Below are 17,934 nucleotides of genomic sequence, written 5' to 3'. Positions count from 1 at the left end.
GAGTATTTCTGCTATGAAGTTGTACTTGTGGGAAGTGGGACGGAGTTTTCGTCCCGCTTCCTTTCTATATGTAGATAAGGAGGTTTCATGTCAGTTGAGGGTTCCGTAGAGCGCATTATTTCCGTGCTTGAAGAGAGAGCTCTTGGTCATGATATCGATATCGTTGATGTTGAAGTGGTAGGATCTGCTAAGGCACCTGTCGTGCGAGTTCGTATTGATCATGCCGACGAGGACGGTAAAACCATCAGTCTTGATGAAGTGGCAGCGGAGACAGGATGGATTTCTGATGCCCTTGATGAGATTGATGTATTTCCGGGGTCTTTTACGTTGGAAGTGTCTTCGCCGGGCATGGACAGACCTTTGCGTCGAGTCCGTGATTTCGAGCGCTTTTCCGGCAGTCAGGTTTCTTTGCAGACCACGGCTTTGGAGGGGCGTCGTCGGTATACCGGCAAACTTTTAGGCATTCAAGAAAATATTGTTTCACTTGAGTCTGACGGTATGACCTATGACATACCTCTTACTGAGATAAAAAAGTGCACGCTTAAACCAACGTTTGACTTTTCGGGTCAAAACAAGAACTAAGAGGAAGGAATTGACATGGCATCTGAGATGATGGAAGCCCTGATGACGCTTTGCCAAGAAAAACATATTGATGAGCTGTATCTTCTTGATCGTCTTGAGCAGTCTTTGGCAAAGAGCTACGCAGACGTACTACATCTGAGTTATGGCGCACGAGTAACCATTGATCGTACAACCGGCAAGGTGTATGTATACGAACTCGTACCCAAAGGTGAACCTGATGAGGAAACGGGAGAGTATGCGGAATTTGATGAGGTTGATGTAACCCCCGAGGGCACCAGTCGTTTTGCGGCTCAACATGCAAAAAATGAGATTCGCGCTCTGGTACGTGACGCTGCACGTCAACAGATTTATGAGGAGTTCTCGCATCGTATCGGCGATATCATCACAGGAACGGTGCTTCAGTCAACGCCTGACTTTACCATTATCAAAATTCGTGAGGGCGTTGAGGCTGAGCTTCCTCATTTTGACCTCAGAAGGTTTCCGGAAGAGCGTGACGAGAGGCCCTTTGGCGAGCGTTATGGACACAATCAGCGCATCAAGGCAATAATCATTGATGTACGCAATCCAAACAACGCGCAACCGGCAGTTCGTGGTGAGCGTCAGCGTCCGCCTATCGTCGTTTCCCGTACACACCCCGATCTTATCCGCCGCCTCTTTGAGCTTGAGGTTCCTGAGGTATACGAGGGAATTGTGAGCATCCGCTCCGTTGCTCGCGAGCCGGGTATCCGTTCCAAGATTGCGGTTTCTTCTTCCGACGAGCGCCTTGATCCCGTTGGTGCCTGCGTGGGTCCAAAGGGAAGCCGCGTGCGTACGGTTGTCTCTGAGCTTAGAGGCGAGCGTGTTGACGTGGTGCCATGGTTCGATGATCCGGCACGCTGCGTTGCTTCCGCACTTTCTCCCGCACGTGTTTCTCGCGTGATTATCGATGCTGAAACCCGTCATGCCACCGTTATTGTTCCTGACGATCAGCTTTCTTTGGCCATCGGTAAGGAAGGTCAGAATGCACGACTTGCTGCTCGTCTAACGGGTCTGCACATTGACATCAAAAACGAGACGCTGGCAGCCAAGATTTTGCGCGACCTTCCGGCTACTCCCGCCGATCTTCCTGAGCAGACAAAGAAAGAAGAGGCTCATCGCTGCATCTATGTGAGCCCTGATGGCGTGCCTTGCCGCAACATGGCTCGCCCGGGTTCAAACTACTGCGGCATTCACGAGAGGATGGCTGAAGTTCAGGTTTCTGATGACGAAGACTCGCTTATCTAAGACGTGTTCTGCTGTAAGACTACGATCGGAAGGTTTCATATATGGCAAAAATGCGCGTACATGACCTTGCTAAAGAATATGGCATGCAAAGTAAAGAGATGCTTGAGCATCTTGCTGAAATGAAGATTCCTGCCAAGTCTCCATCTTCAACGCTTGAAGATGCCTATGTGGCAATGGCTCGCAAAAAGCTCAAGCCTATCCTTGAGGCTCGTGCTGCGGAGATTAGAAAGAAACAGGCTGAGGCTAAAAAGAGGGAAGAGGAAGAGAAGAAGCGTGCTGCCGCAGAGGCTGAGGCAGAGCGTCTTGCTGCCGAGAAGCGCCGTGAAGTTGAGCGTGCCGCCGAGGAGAAGAAGCGTGCTGCCGAAGAAGCGGCTCGCAAGAAGGCTGAGGCTCAAAAGGCCGCCCAGGCAGAGGCCGAGCGGAAGGCAGCAGAGGAGGCCGAGCGCAAGCGCGTCAAAGATACGGCTCCAAAATCCACGCCGTCTTTCAATACGCTCCTTGATCAGATTGCCCAGCAGGAAGAAGTTTTAAAGCAGCAGGCTGCTGAGTCGGCTGCACAGAAGAAATCGGAGAAGAGCAACAGAAATCACGCGCGGGCAAAGGCTGAAGAAAGCATTGGTAACGAGCGCCGCAACAATAGATATGCAAATCGTAAAGATCTTGATGCGCAAGAGGACCGTCCTTCTCAGGGCCGCCGTAAAAAGAATCGCCGCGGGGGAGAAGAGAGTGAAGATCGCTATAGCCGTATGGCCCGTGAGGCAGAGGCATATAACCGCAGCAAGGTTTTAGATGAAGCCCGCCGTGATATCGAAGAAGCGTCAAGAGAGTCTACGGGACGTCGTAAAAAGCGTAAAGAGCGTCGTCAGAAGCAGGCTGCCGAGGCCGCAATGGAGCAGAGGATTGAAGAAGCGCTTGCAAATGACCAGGATATCTCTCAGCTTGATACGGTCAAAGTTCCTCAGGGTTCAACCGTCTCCGAGCTTGCAGATCTTCTCGGCGTTTCCGCCAATGACATTATCAAACGCCTCTTTTTGCTTGGAAGCCCACTGACGCTTACCGAGACCATGTCCGATGATTTGATTGATCTTGTTGCGGAAGATTTGGGCCGGGAAATTAAGATCATGACAAAGGAAGAAGAAAATTCCTTTACTTTCTATGACGATCCAAAAGATCTTAAGCCCCGTCCTCCTGTCGTTACCGTTATGGGCCACGTTGACCACGGTAAGACTTCGCTTCTGGACGCCATCCGGCATACGGGTGTTGCTGCCGGTGAGGCAGGCGGTATTACGCAGGCCATCGGTGCTTCTCAAGTTACCATCAACGGCCGCCGTATTACCTTTATTGACACGCCCGGTCACGAGACGTTTACCGCCATGCGTGCCCGTGGTGCAAAGGTGACCGACATCGTTATTTTGATTGTTGCGGCGGACGACGGCGTGATGCCGCAGACCATTGAATCCATCAACCACGCAAAGGCTGCAGGCGTTCCCATTGTCGTTGCCGTTAACAAAATCGATAAGCCCGGCGCCGATCCAACCCGTGTCCGGCAAGAACTTACCGAGCATGGTGTCATTCCTGAAGAGTGGGGCGGACAGAACATGTTCGTTGATATTTCCGCTAAGAAGGGCCAGGGTATTGACGAGCTTCTTGAAACCGTTTTGTTGCAGGCAGACGTACTTGAGCTGAAAGCCAACCCTGATACCTTTGCTTCCGGTAATGTTTTGGAGGCAAAGCTCGATCGCGGTCGCGGTTCCGTTGCAACGGTTTTGGTAACCCGCGGTACGCTGCACGTTGGTGATGCTCTTGTGGCGGGTATGGCATTTGGCCGCGTCCGTGCCATGCTTGATCCTAAGGGCAATGCCGTAACACAGGCCGGACCTTCGGATGCCGTTGAGATCCTTGGTCTTCAAACGGTACCCGGCGCCGGCGATGAATTCCGTGTCTTCCCTGAAGAACGTGATGCCCGCGAGCTTGCCGATCAGCGTGCTTTGAAGGCCCGTATTGAGGAGCAGAATCGCGTCAAGCACGTTACGCTTGAAAACCTCTTTGATACGATGGCCGATGCTGACGTTAAAGAGCTCAACCTCATTATCAAAGCGGACGTCCAAGGATCCATCGAGGCGCTGCAGGACTCTTTGGACAAGATGGATCAATCCGAGGTTCGTATCACTACCATTCACTCCGCAGTTGGTGCCATTACCGAAACGGATGTTGTTTTGGCGGATGCTTCAAATGCCATCATCATCGGCTTCGGTGTTCGTCCTGATGCAAAAGCGCGTCTTGCCGCCGAGCGCGATGGTGTTGAGATTCGTACCTACAGCGTCATCTATAAGGCCATTGAGGATATCGATGCGGCACGTATCGGTATGCTTAAACCAACCGAGCAGGAGATACAAACAGGCATTGCAGATGTCCGAGATACCTTTAAGGTCCCGAAGGTTGGCATTGCAGCAGGCTGCATGATTGTTGAGGGTGAAATTTCCCGCGACGATCAGATCCGTTTGGTACGTGATGGCATTGTGGTATACGACGGGCATATTGCGTCGCTTCGTCGCTTCAAAGACGACGTCAAGAGCGTCAAATCAGGCTTTGAATGCGGTATCGGTCTTGAGAACTTCCAAGACATCAAGCCGGGTGATCAGCTTGAGGCCTATCGTATCGAGCAGGTGGCTCGTACAGAATAGAAGAGAGGGAAAACTATGAAGCAAAATCAGTATTCCCGCCGTACCAATGAGATTGCTCGCGAGAAACTCGCGAATATCCTTCTGTTTGAAATATCCGATCCCGATCTCCAGCTTGTGACCGTCACAGGCTGTGAGGTCTCGGTCGATAAGTCCTTTATGAGGGTATTCATCTCATGTGAACCCGATCGCTATGAAGTGGTAACAGCGGCATGCAAACGGGCAAAAGGGCGCATCCGCACGCTTTTGGGTCATGCACTCAAGTGGCGGGTAACTCCGGATCTTGAGTTTAAGATTGATACGACAACCGATGAAGCAGAGCGTATTGCACGTGCGCTTGAGCAGGTTCCCTCTACTCTTGAAATAGAAAAAGACGAGTTTGGCTACCCGATTGTCTCAGATTCAACCGTTTCAGACGAAAGTCCAAAGGAGTAAGGTTGCTTGATCTTTCAACCAACATCCAAAAAACTGAATTTGATGAGGTTATCGCATTAATTGAAAAAGCCTCGTCGATTGTTGTATGTGCGCATACCTCGCCGGACGGAGATGCCATTGGCTCGGGCTTGGCTTTGACGAGCATAATCAGGCGTCATTGGCCTCTGAAGCATGTCGTGCATCTTTTGGCTGATGCAGCCGGAGAGATTCCTCGCATCTATCAGTTTTTACCGGGGTCTGACGATTGTGTGAGCGCTTCTGTATATGAAGGTACTCCGGACCTTTTTATCTGTGTTGACTTGTCTGCGCCGGATCGTCTTGCCGACGCACAGCCTATTCTCGCCCGCTCAAAGATGGTTGCCGTATTCGATCATCATCCGTCTTCAAAACCTTTTTGGGATGCGGGACTTGTACGTCCCGGTGCCGCAGCGGCCGGCGTTATCGTTACGGAGTTTGCGCTTCATTTGGGAGTGCGTTTGTCAAAAGAAGAAGCGCAATGCCTTTTTTGCGCGTTGGTTACCGATACCGGTCGTTTTCAGTATCAAAATGCAGATAATGAAGCATTTGCGATTGCCGGTATTTTGGTGGGGGCGGGCGCAAGTCCTGCCGAGGTGGCGTTGCATGTCTATCAAAGCGACAGCTTGGCCTATATGCACCTTGCCGCAAAAGTCATGGGCCGAATTCGTACATTTGGCGAGGGCAGGCTTTCCTACAGCTATATTACGGCGCAAGACCTTGCCACTTCAGGAGTTCCCGTCTCGGAGATGGACGGTCTTGTGGATATTGTCCGTTGTGTTGACGGTACCGAAATTGCACTCTTTTTGAAAGAAGTTGCAGATGGTGTGGTTCGGGGCAACCTGCGTTCTAAGTCGGATTTAGACATTTCAGATATCGCGCGCGAGCTGGGTGGCGGCGGTCATAAGGCAGCTGCAGGTTTTACCATTCACGCTACCGTTGATGAAGCATTTTCCTGCATCTTGCCTAAGATCTTGGCCCTGTTTGAAGACAAAACTCATACTCTCCGATAGAGGCGTGATAGATGAAACGTACGGCAAGCACCATCAATGCCCTTCTCGCCATTGACAAGCCGGTTGGAATGACAAGTCATGATGTTGTTTCGCATGTTCGGCGAGCTTTACATGAGAAGCGCGTCGGACACGCGGGTACGCTCGATCCGCTTGCGAGTGGCGTTTTGATAGTGGGTGTCGGGCTTGCAACCAGGCTTTTAGGCATGCTTACCCTTGCCGAGAAGTGCTACCGGGCAACCATTTCGTTTGGAGCTGAAACACAGACCGATGATTCCGAAGGGGCAGTTGTGAGAACAGCACCCGTTCCTTCGGAGTTATTTGACAGTGCTTACGCGAAACGTGTTTTGGAAAAGCTCGTAGGAGAGCATGAGCAAATACCTCCTCAGTTCTCTGCCGTATCCGTTGAGGGAAAACGTGCGTATGCATTGGCCAGAGAAGGTAAGGCACCTGAGCTTGCGGCACGTCACATCACCATTCACCAGGCACAGCTTGTATCCATTGAGAGAGATTCTCAAGCCGATTCTCTTGTGCCCAATACATGTCTGTGGGTTGTTGATTTTTGCGTATCAAAGGGCACCTACATCAGAAGTATCGCGCGAGATTTGGGTAGAGAGCTGGGCTGTGGTGCGCATATCTCCGCGTTGAGACGAGTGGTTTCCGGAACAATCAGCTTAGCCGACTGCGTGGAGCTTGCTTTGTTTGAGGAGCGCGGTGGAACTCTCTGGAACGAGTGCTGCCTTGACCCGGTACGCGCTCTGGAACTTCCCATTCGGCAGGTAAGCTCACAAGAACTTACGGACGTGTTGGTCGGAAGACATATCGCGGCAGGTGAGGTAGAAGAGACGGACAAAGGTACTTCTCGCCGTATGCCATTGCAGCAGGAAAAAGTTGCAATCGTGCATGACCGTCGCCTTTTTGGGGTGTGGTACTGCCAAGGATCCGAGTTGATTTGCAAAGCAAATTTTCCCCAGGGAATCAGTGGGGTTATAGCATGATTGAAGCTACGAGACAAAAGATTACACGCGCCGTCTTTGCGCACGCGCTGCTGCCAACTCCAATAGAGCTGTCCGGGGGAGTTTTCTACTCCTGTGCACCCGACGTGCTTGGGCATGAGTGCGTGTGTGCCATTGGGGTATTCGATGGCTTGCATGAGGGCCACAAGGCGCTTATCGCAGAAGCTCGTGCCGATGCTCAAAGGCGTGAAGTGCCTTTGGTTGCAGTGACATTTGACCCTGACCCTGCAGAGGTTGTATGCAGCCGTTCTCCTCGACGTCTTCTGCAAGACGAGACGAGGATTCGTGCGCTTACCACCTGCTCGGTTGATGCAATTTTGGTTCATGCGTTTACTCCCGAGTTTGCGGGCCTCTCCGTGTGCGAGTATGTTGAGAAGGCACTGCTGCCCTATATCCACCCCGTTGCGATACATGTCGGATCCGATTTTGGCTTTGGAGCCCGTGGTGAGGGACGTGCGCGCGACCTTGCAACTTTGGGCACAAAGCATGGGTTTGAAGTCATTGCGCATCAACTGATTGAAAAAGACGGCTCTGCAATTAGCTCCACTCGCATCAGAAATCTTATAGAAGCTGCCCGGATTGACGAGGCCGCAGCTCTTTTGGGTAGGCCGCATTTTCTTTCGGGTACGGTTATGCATGGTCGCGGTCAAGGCGCATCATTTGGCTTTCCGACTGCCAACATTAGCCTCTCTCCAAAAGACTGCATGCCGGCCGATGGCGTATATGCGTGCTATATAGTGGATACGCAAAAGCCTGGGGGAGAAGAAATTTGGCCTGCCGCCGTCAATGTGGGAGTACCTCGCAGTTTTGAGGTCAAGAAAACCCCTCTTCTTGAGGCCAACCTTCTTGGATTTAAGGGCAACCTCTATGGGCATACTTTAAACTGTGTATTTATGAATTACCTTCGACCTCCGATTGTCTTTCAGAGTGTCGAGGAGTTGAGCACAACGGTTCTCAAAAACATTGAGTGGGTGCGGACACATTTGGATTCAGTGGCGCAGGAGGCAAGCTGTGATAACTGATGAGGATAAAGAGAGAGTTCGTCAAGCAACTGACTTTGTGCAGCTTGTTGGTGAGACCGTTGATCTTCGACAACGAGGCAACGAGTTTTGGGGCTGCTGTCCTTTTCATGGTGAGAAGAGCCCGTCGTTTAAGGTAAACCCCCAAACGGGCCTCTGGCATTGTTTTGGCTGCTCCGACGGCGGCGATGTCTTCAGCTATGTCCAGAAGCGAGAAAACCTTGAATTTCCCGATGCCATCCGATATTTAGCGGACAGAGCCGGCATTACGCTTTCGGAGGAGAAACAGTATACGAAAGGTCCTCGAAAGAAGCGGCTTTTTGACTGTCTGGCTGCGGCCGATGATTTCTTCCACCTCATGCTTATGCGGGGTAAAGGGGAGGACTTTGCCGCCGCGCGCAGCTATCTTGCCGGGCGTGGTTTTGGCGGAGACGTTTGCAAGCGGTGGAATCTTGGATATGCGCCGGGAAGAGGAACGCTTGTCGCGCACTTGCGAGAATTGGGCTTTACCAATAAGGAAATGATTGCCGCCAACCTTGCCGTTGATAGAGGAGGGCGTACCTCGGATTGGTTTTATGGGCGCGTCATGTTTCCCATTCATGACGAGCGGGGCCGGACAATCGCTTTTGGCGGACGTATTCTTACTAAGGCGGAAAATGCCCCCAAATACCTCAATACACGAGATACGGTGGTTTTTAATAAAGGAAAGCACCTTTTTGCATACGACCGAGCCAAAGAAACCATTGCCGCCACCGGCGTCGCCATTGTGTGCGAGGGCTATACCGACGTCATTGCCATGCATGAGGCTGGGTTTACCAATACCGTTGCGGCGTTGGGTACGGCCTTTAGACTTGATCACGTAAAATTGCTTGAACGGCAGCGGGTCAAAAAGATTATCTGTATGTTTGACGGCGATGCGGCAGGTCAGAGAGCTGCTGCTCGTTCTGTGCAGTTTATCGATAAGACCGCCGCTGCTTTTTTGTGTGTCGTGTTACCGGACAATCAAGACCCGATGGAGTTTCTTGCGGCACATGGCGCGGATGCCCTTAAACCATATCTTGCCCGTGCGCGTCCTTTGATGGATTTCGTATTTGAGAGCAAACTGGGTGAATTTGATCTTTCTATTCCGGGGAATCGTGTTGCCGCACTGCATGCGTTGGCAGAAATCTTGGCTCCGCTTAAAAATTCAGTGCTTCTTGATGAGTATGCCTTGCGCTTGGCAGATACATTGGGAGTTAATGTTGCCGAGGCAAAACGTACTATCACGGCCACGCCCATAAAAGAGATTTCAGAGCCGCGCTACCAAAATACTCAGCCGATACCTCCAGAGGAGCGCACAAATACAAGAGGCACTTCTCGCGTGGATATTGCCTCACACGCAGACAATACTTCTCGCTCTATGGCCTCTACGTATGATCTGCGGGCACTTTCGCATGACGACCGCACGCAGTTACAGTCGGAACGAGAGCTCCTATCTGCCATGGCATCACGCATTGATGCGGTGCGGGCGTATGGACAGCGCATTGCCGCTCTTTCGTGGGTTGATAGTCGTCATGAGTCCATGGCATGGGCCATGCTTGCAACACCGCAAGGTACGTCTTCACATGATGTGATTGCGGCAGCTGAGGTGGTTGAGCCACATGCGCTGCAGGTGCTTTCTGCCGGAAAGGTGTTTTCCGCAGAAGGTATGAACGAGCAGGAAAAGCTCAATTTAATCGTCGATACGCTTGAGTTCTTCTCCCTTAAACGACAAATACGGGCGCTTCGTCTGAAGATGCGCGAGAGCCCAACCAATAAATCTCAGGAATTTCTTGAAGAGATTTCCCGGATGCAGGTTCGCATGAATGAGATTGGCTCGCGCTTATCAACGAGCCAGTAGTCAAAGCACAACAAAGATAACAATGTGCAACAAAGCAGAACAAAGCGCCATAAAGAGAAAAAGTTTTGCAATAAGTTGCTGGTAAGTGGGTATACTTCCTCCAGTTGTTCCGTCGAAAGGATTTACGTGGCTGCAAAGAAGACAAAAGAGAGTGTTAAACTTCCCGATGAGCTTGCCAAAGTTGCAGATGAATTGGTTATTTCCGCAAAAGGATCGGGCTCAATATCAGAAGATGATATTCAGATTGCTCTGCAGGAAGTTGATGTCTCTGACAGCGAACTTTCTCTTCTTTATGAGACGCTTCGTAGCAAAAACGTTGAAATCACTTCCGTATCCGACGGATCGGTAGAGTTTTCCGATACGGTCTCTGATGATGATTTCGTGAGCGCTGACGATGATTTTGACGATGCTCCTCTCGACGATGAGGACGAAGACGATGAAGATGCCGGCGTGCTCAATGAGGCGCGGCAGGTTAAAGAGGCGTTGAGGTCGGTTCCTAAAGCAAAAACTTCCAAACCCAAGCGCTCTTCTCGCGCTCGTGCCCGTCGAGCCGATACCTCTACCGTTATGCTTACGGGAGATCCGGTACGCATGTACCTCAAGGAGATCGGCAAAGTTGACCTTCTCACCGCATCGGAAGAGGTCAATCTTGCAATGAAAATTGAAGCCGGTACCGAGGCAACGCAGAAGCTTGAAGACTTTGAAGACGAGAAAATTGAGCTTTCAAGAGCAGAGCAGCGTCGTCTGATGCGTATTGAGCAGGTTGGTCTTGATGCAAAACAGCAGCTTATCAGTGCTAATCTGAGACTTGTTGTTTCCATTGCCAAACGATATGTTGGCCGTGGCATGCTGTTTTTGGATCTTATTCAAGAAGGTAATCTGGGCCTTATTCGAGCAGTCGAGAAGTTCGACTATACCAAGGGATTTAAGTTTTCCACGTACGCAACGTGGTGGATCCGTCAGGCCATTACACGTGCGATTGCCGATCAGGCACGTACGATTCGTATTCCCGTGCATATGGTTGAGACCATCAACAAGCTTATCCGCGTACAGCGCCAGCTTCTGCAAGATCTTGGCCGCGATCCCACGCCGGAAGAGATTGGTGCCGAGATGGGGATGTCTCCTGATCGCGTACGTGAAATTCAGAAGATTTCCCAAGAACCGGTTTCGCTTGAAACGCCTATCGGTGAAGAGGAAGATTCTCAGCTTGGCGATTTCATTGAGGATTCAACGGCGATTGCACCTCCGGACGCAGCATCTGATTCCATGCTTCGTGAGCAATTGGAGCAGGTACTTGATGGTCTTGCGGATCGTGAACGTAAAGTTATCAAGTTCCGCTTTGGCCTTGAGGACGGTCGTCCCCGCACGCTTGAAGAGGTTGGTCGCGAGTTTGGCGTAACGCGTGAGCGTATTCGTCAGATTGAGTCAAAGACGTTGGCAAAGCTTCGCCATCCGTCGCGTTCTTCTCGCCTGAAAGATTATATGGAAGAATAGAGAAACCAATCAAATTAGTACTTGCATGGGTGCAAGACTGTCTTTATACTTAAACACCGCAAAGGATTTCTCGTCTTTGTACGAGCGGTACTTTTACATATTCCCCGATGGCGCAGCGGTAGCGCAGCTGACTGTTAATCAGCGTGTCGCAGGTTCGAATCCTGCTCGGGGAGCCAGAATTTTCGGGCCGAGGCATTTGTCTCGGCCTTTTTGTAGACAGCGGAGCCTCTTTGGGAGCTTTGACGACGGTTCGACGGTTCGCGCAGACCTGTGATGTACTTTTTCAAAGCGAAAGGAGCGATTTCTTAGCAAAATGTGCATCACAGCCCCGACTTTTGAAGCAGAAAAGTACATCACAGCTTTCAGAATCTACATCACAGCCCGCAGTATCTATATCACGACCCACAAGAAAATACATCACAGCCCGAGAATTTGCCGCGCAGGCTTTCTAAGATTTCCCCTATGGTCGGAAAAACTTCTCGTCACAAAAAGAACGCAATTTTTGTTATCAACCTCCGTTTACCACTCACAAACGACCGTCTGGCGAACTTATGGGTACGTTAACACTCAAGTTTGATACCGTATCCAATAAGGTTGGCGTCGCGTAAAAGGGCGCGACATACAGAGAAAGGGCAAATCCTATGGATATGTCTCGTCGTAAGTTTGTTGAGTTCTGTGGTCTTGGCGTTCTGAGCGTCGCTGGCACCAGTGTTCTTGCTGGTTGTGATGGTGGCAAGAAGGGCGATGATTCCGGTAAGGAAAATTCTGCCGGTGGTGCTGTTGCCAATAAGGATAAGCCGGTTGTCTTCTTCAACCGTCAGCCTTCCAATAGCTCAACCGGTGAGCTTGATATGACCACCTTGAACTTCAATAAAGATACCTACTACGTTGGCTTTGATGCGAATCAGGGTGCTGAAGAGCAGGGCAAGATGGTTCTTGAGTATGTTAAGAAAAACGCCGCTAAGCTTGACCACAACAACGATGGCACCATTGGCTACGTCCTTGCCATCGGCGACATCGGACACAACGATTCCATCGCACGTACGCGCGGCGTCCGCAAGGCTTTGGGTACGGCTGTCGAGAAAGACGGCAAGATCGTGTCTGATCCCGTCGGAAAGAACCTGGATGGCTCGGCAACGGTTGTTCAGGACGGTAAGCTTGAGGCAGACGGCAAGACGTATGTAATCCGTGAGCTTGCGTCTCAGGAAATGAAGAACTCTGCCGGTGCCACATGGGATGCCGCAACTGCAGGTAACGCCATTTCCGCATGGGCAGCCGACTTTGGCGACCAGATTGACGTCGTTGTCTCCAATAATGACGGTATGGGCATGGCAATGTTTAATGCCTATTCCAAGAAAGAAGGCCTCCCGACCTTTGGGTACGATGCCAACTCTGACGCGGTTGCAGCTATTGCAGACGGATTTACCGGCACCATTTCCCAGCACCCCGATGTTCAGGCATATCTGACGCTCCGCCTGCTTCGCAATGCTCTTGATGGCGTTGACATCAACACCGGTATTTCCACGAAAGATGACGCAGGTAACGTTTTGTCCGAGAAGGACTACAAGTACAGTGCAGATGAGCGCTCCTACTACGCTTTGAACGTTGCCGTTACCGGCGAAAACTACAAAGACTTCATGGATGCCACCACAACATATCCCGATGCTTCCAAGCAGCTTGATGCATCCAAGAGCCCTGAGAAGAAGGTATGGCTGAATATCTACAACTCCGCCGACAACTTCTTGAGCTCCACCTATCAGCCGCTTCTTCAGAAGTATGACAAGCTTCTGAACCTCAAGGTTGAATACATCGGTGGCGACGGCCAGACCGAGGCAAACATCACCAACCGTCTTGGTAACCCGAGCGAGTACGATGCCTTTGCCATCAACATGGTTAAGACCGACAACGGTTCTTCTTACACGCAGCTGCTCCAGAACTAGTAAACGTTGTAGACGCGTGGTACACGGGAGGAGGGGAGTTACTCCTCTCCTCCTTGTTTCTCGACAGCCGAGCTTCTTGCAGGTAAGAAGCATGTGGCGAGAAGAACGAGCACGGAGAAACAAAGGGGTGATAAAATGGCCGATTTGCAAGACGACATTGTTCTTTCGATCAAAGGGATGAGCAAGTCCTTTGGGCGAAACCGCGTACTTGACCATATCGATCTTGACGTGCGTAAGGGCAGCGTTATGGGTCTTATGGGAGAGAACGGTGCCGGCAAGTCCACCATGATGAAGTGCCTGTTTGGCACGTATCAAAAAGACGAGGGCCAGATTTTTCTCGATGGTAGGGAAGTAAGCTTCTCCGGACCAAAAGACGCCTTGGAAAACGGTGTTGCCATGGTCCACCAGGAGCTTAATCAGTGCCTTGAGCGCAATGTTATTGACAATCTTTTTCTTGGTCGTTATCCGGTTAATGCGATGGGCGTCATTGACGAAGGTCGCATGAAAAAAGAGGCAAACGAGCTGTTTCGTCGTTTGGGGATGACGGTTAATCTGACGCAACCGATGAAAAAGATGTCCGTTTCTCAGCGCCAGATGGTTGAGATTGCAAAGGCAATCTCCTATAACGCAAAAATAATTGTGCTTGACGAGCCGACTTCTTCACTCATGGCGCAAGAGGTCGAGAAGCTCTTTTCGATGATTCGCATGTTGAAAGAGCAGGGCATTTCTTTGGTGTATATCTCTCATAAGATGGATGAAATCTTTGAGATATGCGATGACATTTCGGTTTTGAGGGACGGCAAGCTGGTTATGACAAAGCCGTGTGCCGAGACCAACATGAACGAGCTTATCGCCGCCATGGTTGGTCGTTCTCTTGAGAATCGTTTTCCTGAAGTTGACAACAATCCGGGAGACACGTATCTCTCGGTACAGCACCTTTCGACAAAATATGCGCCATATCTGCAAGATGTGACTTTTGAAGTTAAGAAAGGTGAGATTTTTGGCCTCTATGGTCTGGTAGGCGCGGGGCGTACGGAACTTCTGGAGACTATCTTTGGCGTTCGTACGCGTGCTGCCGGCCGCGTGTATGTCAACGGTCACTTGATGAACTTCTCAAGTGCCACTGAGGCCATGGACCACGGCTTTGCCATGATTACCGAGGAACGTAAGGCAAATGGCCTCTTTTTGAAAGGCGACCTGACGTTTAATACGACCATTGCCAATCTCAATCAGTACAAATCGGGACCGCTTCTTTCCGATCCAAAGATGACGAAGGCAACCGTTAAAGAACTTAAGGTCATGAACACGAAAGCAATGGGACCCGACGATCTCATTTCAAGCCTCTCCGGCGGCAATCAGCAGAAAGTTATTTTCGGCAAATGGCTTGAGCGCTATCCTAAGGTTTTTTTGATGGACGAGCCAACTCGAGGCATCGACGTTGGTGCAAAATACGAAATCTACGAGCTCATTATTGATATGGCTAAGAAGGGGACAACCATTATCGTTGTCTCTTCCGAGATGCCTGAAATTTTAGGCATTACCAACCGTATCGGTGTTATGTCGGCAGGACGACTTTCCGGCATTGTAGATACCAAAGATACGAATCAAGAAGAACTCCTGCGCCTCAGCGCAAAGTACCTGTAGAAGGAAGGTTGATGTATATGCCAAACACAGGTGATACGGTCCTGACGGCTGAGCAGGAGTTGAAACTGCGCAAGCCTATTGATGAGTATATCGGCTCCATTCAAAAGAAGATTGACGATCTTCGTCTTGATGGCACCGACCAGGTTGTTCTTGCGATGAGCAACATTGAATCCGCAAAACGTGACAAGTCGATTACTGCCGATGAGCGCTCCGCACAAATTGCCGAGCAGAAGGCTCTTCTCGATAAGGCAAAGGCGGTTGAAGCATCGCATAAGGAAGAGATTTCCAAACTCATTGCCGATGCAGAAAGCTACCTTAAGCAGCACTTCTCGCCTGATTATTTGGAGCCCGTTAAAGCAAGCTGCAAAGCGGAGAAGGTCATAGCAAAGCAAGAGTACGAGAAGCGCTTGGCTCAGCTTGAAACAGAGCATACGCAGACACTCTCTGCCTTGACTGATTCCCAAGAAATAAAAGACGAAAAGTACGTCTACAAGAATCGTCAATTTGACGCAAAGGTGACCTACGAAAAAGAGCTCCAGCGTATTAAGGATCGCAGCCACGATGCGTTTAGCTATGAGTATCATTTGATTGACCAGTTGCGCATGTCGAAGTTTACGCTTCTTGAGACGCAGAAACAGAAGTGGGAGAACTATAAGTATTCCTTTAATATGCGCTCATTCCTTCTGCAAAACGGTCTGTATATTGTCATTTTGCTGGTCTTCATTGGTTTGTGTGTTGTGACTCCGGCCGTAAAAGGTACGCAGCTTTTAACCTATAACAACGTACTTAATATTTTGCAGCAGGCGTCTCCTCGCATGTTTCTGGCTTTGGGTGTTGCCGGTCTTATCTTGCTCACTGGTACCGATCTGTCCATCGGGCGTATGGTAGGTATGGGCATGACGGCTTCAACCATCATCATGCACCAAGGTATCAATACCGGTGGCGTCTTCGGTCACATCTTTGACTTTACCGGTCTTCCCATTCCCGTGCGCATTATATTTGCATTGCTTACCTGTATTTTGCTCTGTACAGTGTTCACCTCCATTGCCGGTTTCTTTACGGCAAAGTTCAAGATTCATCCGTTCATCTCGACGATGGCAAACATGCTCATCATCTTTGGCATTGTGACCTATGCCACAAAAGGCGTTTCTTTCGGCGCAATTGAAGCAAGCATCCCTACTGCAGTTATTCCTCGCGTCAACGGTTTCCCGACAATCATTTTGTGGGCGGTTGCCGCCATTGCGCTCGTGTGGTTCATTTGGAACAAAACCACCTTTGGTAAGAACCTCTATGCCGTCGGTGGCAACCCCGAAGCGGCGGCCGTTTCCGGTATCAATGTGTTCAAAGTCATGCTTGGTGCTTTTGTCATGGCCGGTATTTTGTACGGTTTTGGTTCTTGGCTTGAGTGCATGCGTATGGTCGGCTCCGGCTCCGCTGCATACGGGCAGGGTTGGGATATGGATGCCATTGCGGCCTGCGTAGTCGGTGGCGTTTCATTTACCGGCGGTATCGGTAAGATTTCGGGCGTCACAACGGGTGTGCTCATCTTCACCGCTCTGACGTATTCGCTTACTATCTTGGGTATTGATACGAACCTGCAGTTTGTATTCTCGGGTGTCATCATCCTTGCTGCGGTCACGCTCGATTCCTTGAAGTACGTACAGAAGAAGTAAGGTACACAGAGGACAAATGCGGCGCTGACGATACGAGCGTCTTTGATTTGAGCACTGACAATACGATTGCCTTTATGTAGATCAAACAGGGGCTGGTCTTTTAAGACCAGCCCCTGTTTTTGACCTTGTTTTTGAGCTTTCATGTAGAGATGGAGAGATACAAAGAAGAAGAGATACAAAGAAGGTTCGAGGGTTTACCAAATGTAAATCTTGGTTCCGTATGGAATGTTGTTATAGACCCACTTGGCATTTTCGGTGGCAAGACGCACACAGCCATGTGATCCGTGATACCCAAGTCGTCCGTCTCGCACGGTATATCCATCGCTGTTGTAAAGAATTGAATGAATGAGATAGTCTCCTGAAATTTGTGTGTAATACCAGCAGCGATATCCGGAACCGAAATAAAGACCTTTCATGCCGGCGCTGAACTGGCCATGAGGAGTCCACATACCAGGAGCACCCGTTGTACAATACCACTCGTGCCACGGAACCCAATTTCCGTATGAGCCGTAATAGACGGCAAAGCGGTTCTGGTGTGTATCAATTTGAATGAGCCATCTGGTTGCGCTGTAAATATTTTGCGCATAATAGAGCATATCGGGATAGTAACAGGGAGCTTCATACATGGCTCCGTCGGAGTCAGCGTGGTAGAGCTTTCCGCCCCAGCTTAGATATCCGGTCTTCATAGCTCCGCTTGTAGGGTCAAGATAGTAGTCTTTACCTCCGTCTTTAATCCATCCGGTGTCCATCTTTCCATTGGTTGCCAAGTGGTACCAATAACTTCCGCTTGGATGCACCCAGCCGGTTTGCATTAAACCGCTTGAATCGAGGAAGTACCAAGAACCGCCGTAGTTCAGCCATCCGGAAGCGGGCCGACCGTCGTCGTTGAAGAAATAATCTTTTCCGTCAATTTTTTGCCAGCCGGTCAGAAGTTTATGGTCCTCAGAAACATAGACTACAATGTCTCCCAAATCGACTTTACCCGTTGGCTGAGAGCCGTCGGCTGCAAAGAATTCACCGTTGATAATTCTTCCCGTGAGAGAACCTTCTTGAGTTGCCCATGCTTTATCACCATTGGGGAGCGTAACCCACTGCTTGCGAGCAAGACCCTCCGTTTTATCAAACCAATAATAGTTTCCACCCAGAGCAACCTCGCCGAGTTTTACCGGATGATCCGGCTGTTCTTCATCAAAGTAAAAAAGCTTACCGCCTGTGGTGTAATGCCATCCGGAAACAAAAGCACCTTCTTTGGAAGCAAATGATTTTGAGCCAGGCTTGGTTTC

Annotated in this window: 13 protein-coding genes and 1 tRNA gene; 13 read left to right on the top strand and 1 reads right to left on the bottom strand. The window is 50.2% G+C overall.

What is annotated here, in order from left to right; all coding sequences use genetic code 11:
• Nucleotides 1-87 precede the first annotated feature (87 nt).
• The 13 genes from ATORI0001_RS06995 (at nucleotide 88) to ATORI0001_RS06935 (ending at nucleotide 16,651) form a co-directional block, all read left to right on the top strand.
• On the top strand, nucleotides 88-582 hold the full coding sequence (locus ATORI0001_RS06995; protein WP_003150599.1) for a ribosome maturation factor RimP: 495 nt from the start codon (nucleotides 88-90) through the stop codon (nucleotides 580-582).
• 15 nt (nucleotides 583-597) lie between these two features.
• A complete protein-coding gene (nusA, locus tag ATORI0001_RS06990) occupies nucleotides 598-1,845 on the top strand; it encodes a transcription termination factor NusA (protein WP_003150620.1) in 1,248 nt (415 codons plus the stop codon).
• Nucleotides 1,846-1,886: 41 nt separating this feature from the next.
• Complete coding sequence (gene infB / locus ATORI0001_RS06985) at nucleotides 1,887-4,529, top strand: translation initiation factor IF-2 (RefSeq protein ID WP_003150534.1); 2,643 nt, start codon at nucleotides 1,887-1,889, stop codon at nucleotides 4,527-4,529.
• Between the two features lie 15 nt (nucleotides 4,530-4,544).
• Complete coding sequence (gene rbfA / locus ATORI0001_RS06980; protein WP_003150490.1) at nucleotides 4,545-4,961, top strand: 30S ribosome-binding factor RbfA; 417 nt, start codon at nucleotides 4,545-4,547, stop codon at nucleotides 4,959-4,961.
• A 2-nt stretch (nucleotides 4,962-4,963) separates the two neighbouring features.
• Nucleotides 4,964-5,989, top strand: a complete 1,026-nt coding sequence (locus ATORI0001_RS06975; protein WP_003150578.1) for a DHH family phosphoesterase — start codon at nucleotides 4,964-4,966, stop codon at nucleotides 5,987-5,989.
• 11 nt (nucleotides 5,990-6,000) lie between these two features.
• Nucleotides 6,001-6,984 carry a tRNA pseudouridine(55) synthase TruB gene (gene truB / locus ATORI0001_RS06970; RefSeq protein ID WP_003150617.1) on the top strand — a complete coding sequence of 328 codons (984 nt, stop codon included), beginning with the start codon at nucleotides 6,001-6,003 and terminating at the stop codon, nucleotides 6,982-6,984.
• Complete coding sequence (ribF, locus tag ATORI0001_RS06965) at nucleotides 6,981-8,024, top strand: riboflavin biosynthesis protein RibF (protein WP_003150506.1); 1,044 nt, start codon at nucleotides 6,981-6,983, stop codon at nucleotides 8,022-8,024. The genes truB and ribF overlap by 4 nt, the downstream gene beginning before the upstream one ends.
• A complete protein-coding gene (dnaG, locus tag ATORI0001_RS06960) occupies nucleotides 8,014-9,900 on the top strand; it encodes a DNA primase (RefSeq protein WP_003150604.1) in 1,887 nt (628 codons plus the stop codon). The genes ribF and dnaG overlap by 11 nt, the downstream gene beginning before the upstream one ends.
• A gap of 126 nt (nucleotides 9,901-10,026) precedes the next feature.
• Nucleotides 10,027-11,394 (top strand): RNA polymerase sigma factor RpoD, encoded by a 1,368-nt coding sequence (gene rpoD / locus ATORI0001_RS06955; RefSeq protein WP_003150470.1) that lies wholly within the window; start codon nucleotides 10,027-10,029, stop codon nucleotides 11,392-11,394.
• Between the two features lie 101 nt (nucleotides 11,395-11,495).
• A tRNA-Asn gene (locus tag ATORI0001_RS06950) sits at nucleotides 11,496-11,570 on the top strand.
• A 471-nt stretch (nucleotides 11,571-12,041) separates the two neighbouring features.
• The gene (locus ATORI0001_RS06945) at nucleotides 12,042-13,334 is read left to right on the top strand and encodes a substrate-binding domain-containing protein (protein WP_244851849.1); all 1,293 of its coding nucleotides are present in this window, start codon (nucleotides 12,042-12,044) and stop codon (nucleotides 13,332-13,334) included.
• Between the two features lie 135 nt (nucleotides 13,335-13,469).
• Nucleotides 13,470-14,978 (top strand): sugar ABC transporter ATP-binding protein, encoded by a 1,509-nt coding sequence (locus tag ATORI0001_RS06940; RefSeq protein WP_003150456.1) that lies wholly within the window; start codon nucleotides 13,470-13,472, stop codon nucleotides 14,976-14,978.
• Nucleotides 14,979-14,995: 17 nt separating this feature from the next.
• Entirely contained in the window at nucleotides 14,996-16,651 is a 1,656-nt protein-coding gene (locus ATORI0001_RS06935) for an ABC transporter permease subunit (protein ID WP_155811577.1), read from the top strand.
• A 194-nt stretch (nucleotides 16,652-16,845) separates the two neighbouring features.
• On the opposite strand, the gene ATORI0001_RS07700 is transcribed toward ATORI0001_RS06935, so the two are convergent.
• Nucleotides 16,846-17,934: L,D-transpeptidase family protein (locus ATORI0001_RS07700; RefSeq protein ID WP_155811576.1), on the bottom strand; the 1,089-nt coding region annotated here is incomplete at its 5' end.

The organism is Lancefieldella rimae ATCC 49626 (assembly GCF_000174015.1).
Lineage (GTDB): Bacteria > Actinomycetota > Coriobacteriia > Coriobacteriales > Atopobiaceae > Lancefieldella > Lancefieldella rimae.
Note: the sequence above shows the minus strand (reverse complement) of the source record. Positions and strands in the feature narration are given on the sequence as shown.

Bases quoted from the DNA above. Each gene is read 5' to 3' on its own strand.
- ribF (WP_003150506.1), top strand. From the start codon at position 6,981: ATGATTGAAGCTACGAGACAAAAGATTACACGCGCCGTCTTTGCGCAC.
- truB (WP_003150617.1), top strand. From the start codon at position 6,001: ATGAAACGTACGGCAAGCACCATCAATGCCCTTCTCGCCATTGACAAG.
- ATORI0001_RS06935 (WP_155811577.1), top strand. From the start codon at position 14,996: ATGCCAAACACAGGTGATACGGTCCTGACGGCTGAGCAGGAGTTGAAA.
- ATORI0001_RS06995 (WP_003150599.1), top strand. From the start codon at position 88: ATGTCAGTTGAGGGTTCCGTAGAGCGCATTATTTCCGTGCTTGAAGAG.
- ATORI0001_RS06940 (WP_003150456.1), top strand. From the start codon at position 13,470: ATGGCCGATTTGCAAGACGACATTGTTCTTTCGATCAAAGGGATGAGC.
- ATORI0001_RS06945 (WP_244851849.1), top strand. From the start codon at position 12,042: ATGTCTCGTCGTAAGTTTGTTGAGTTCTGTGGTCTTGGCGTTCTGAGC.
- nusA (WP_003150620.1), top strand. From the start codon at position 598: ATGGCATCTGAGATGATGGAAGCCCTGATGACGCTTTGCCAAGAAAAA.
- rbfA (WP_003150490.1), top strand. From the start codon at position 4,545: ATGAAGCAAAATCAGTATTCCCGCCGTACCAATGAGATTGCTCGCGAG.
- infB (WP_003150534.1), top strand. From the start codon at position 1,887: ATGGCAAAAATGCGCGTACATGACCTTGCTAAAGAATATGGCATGCAA.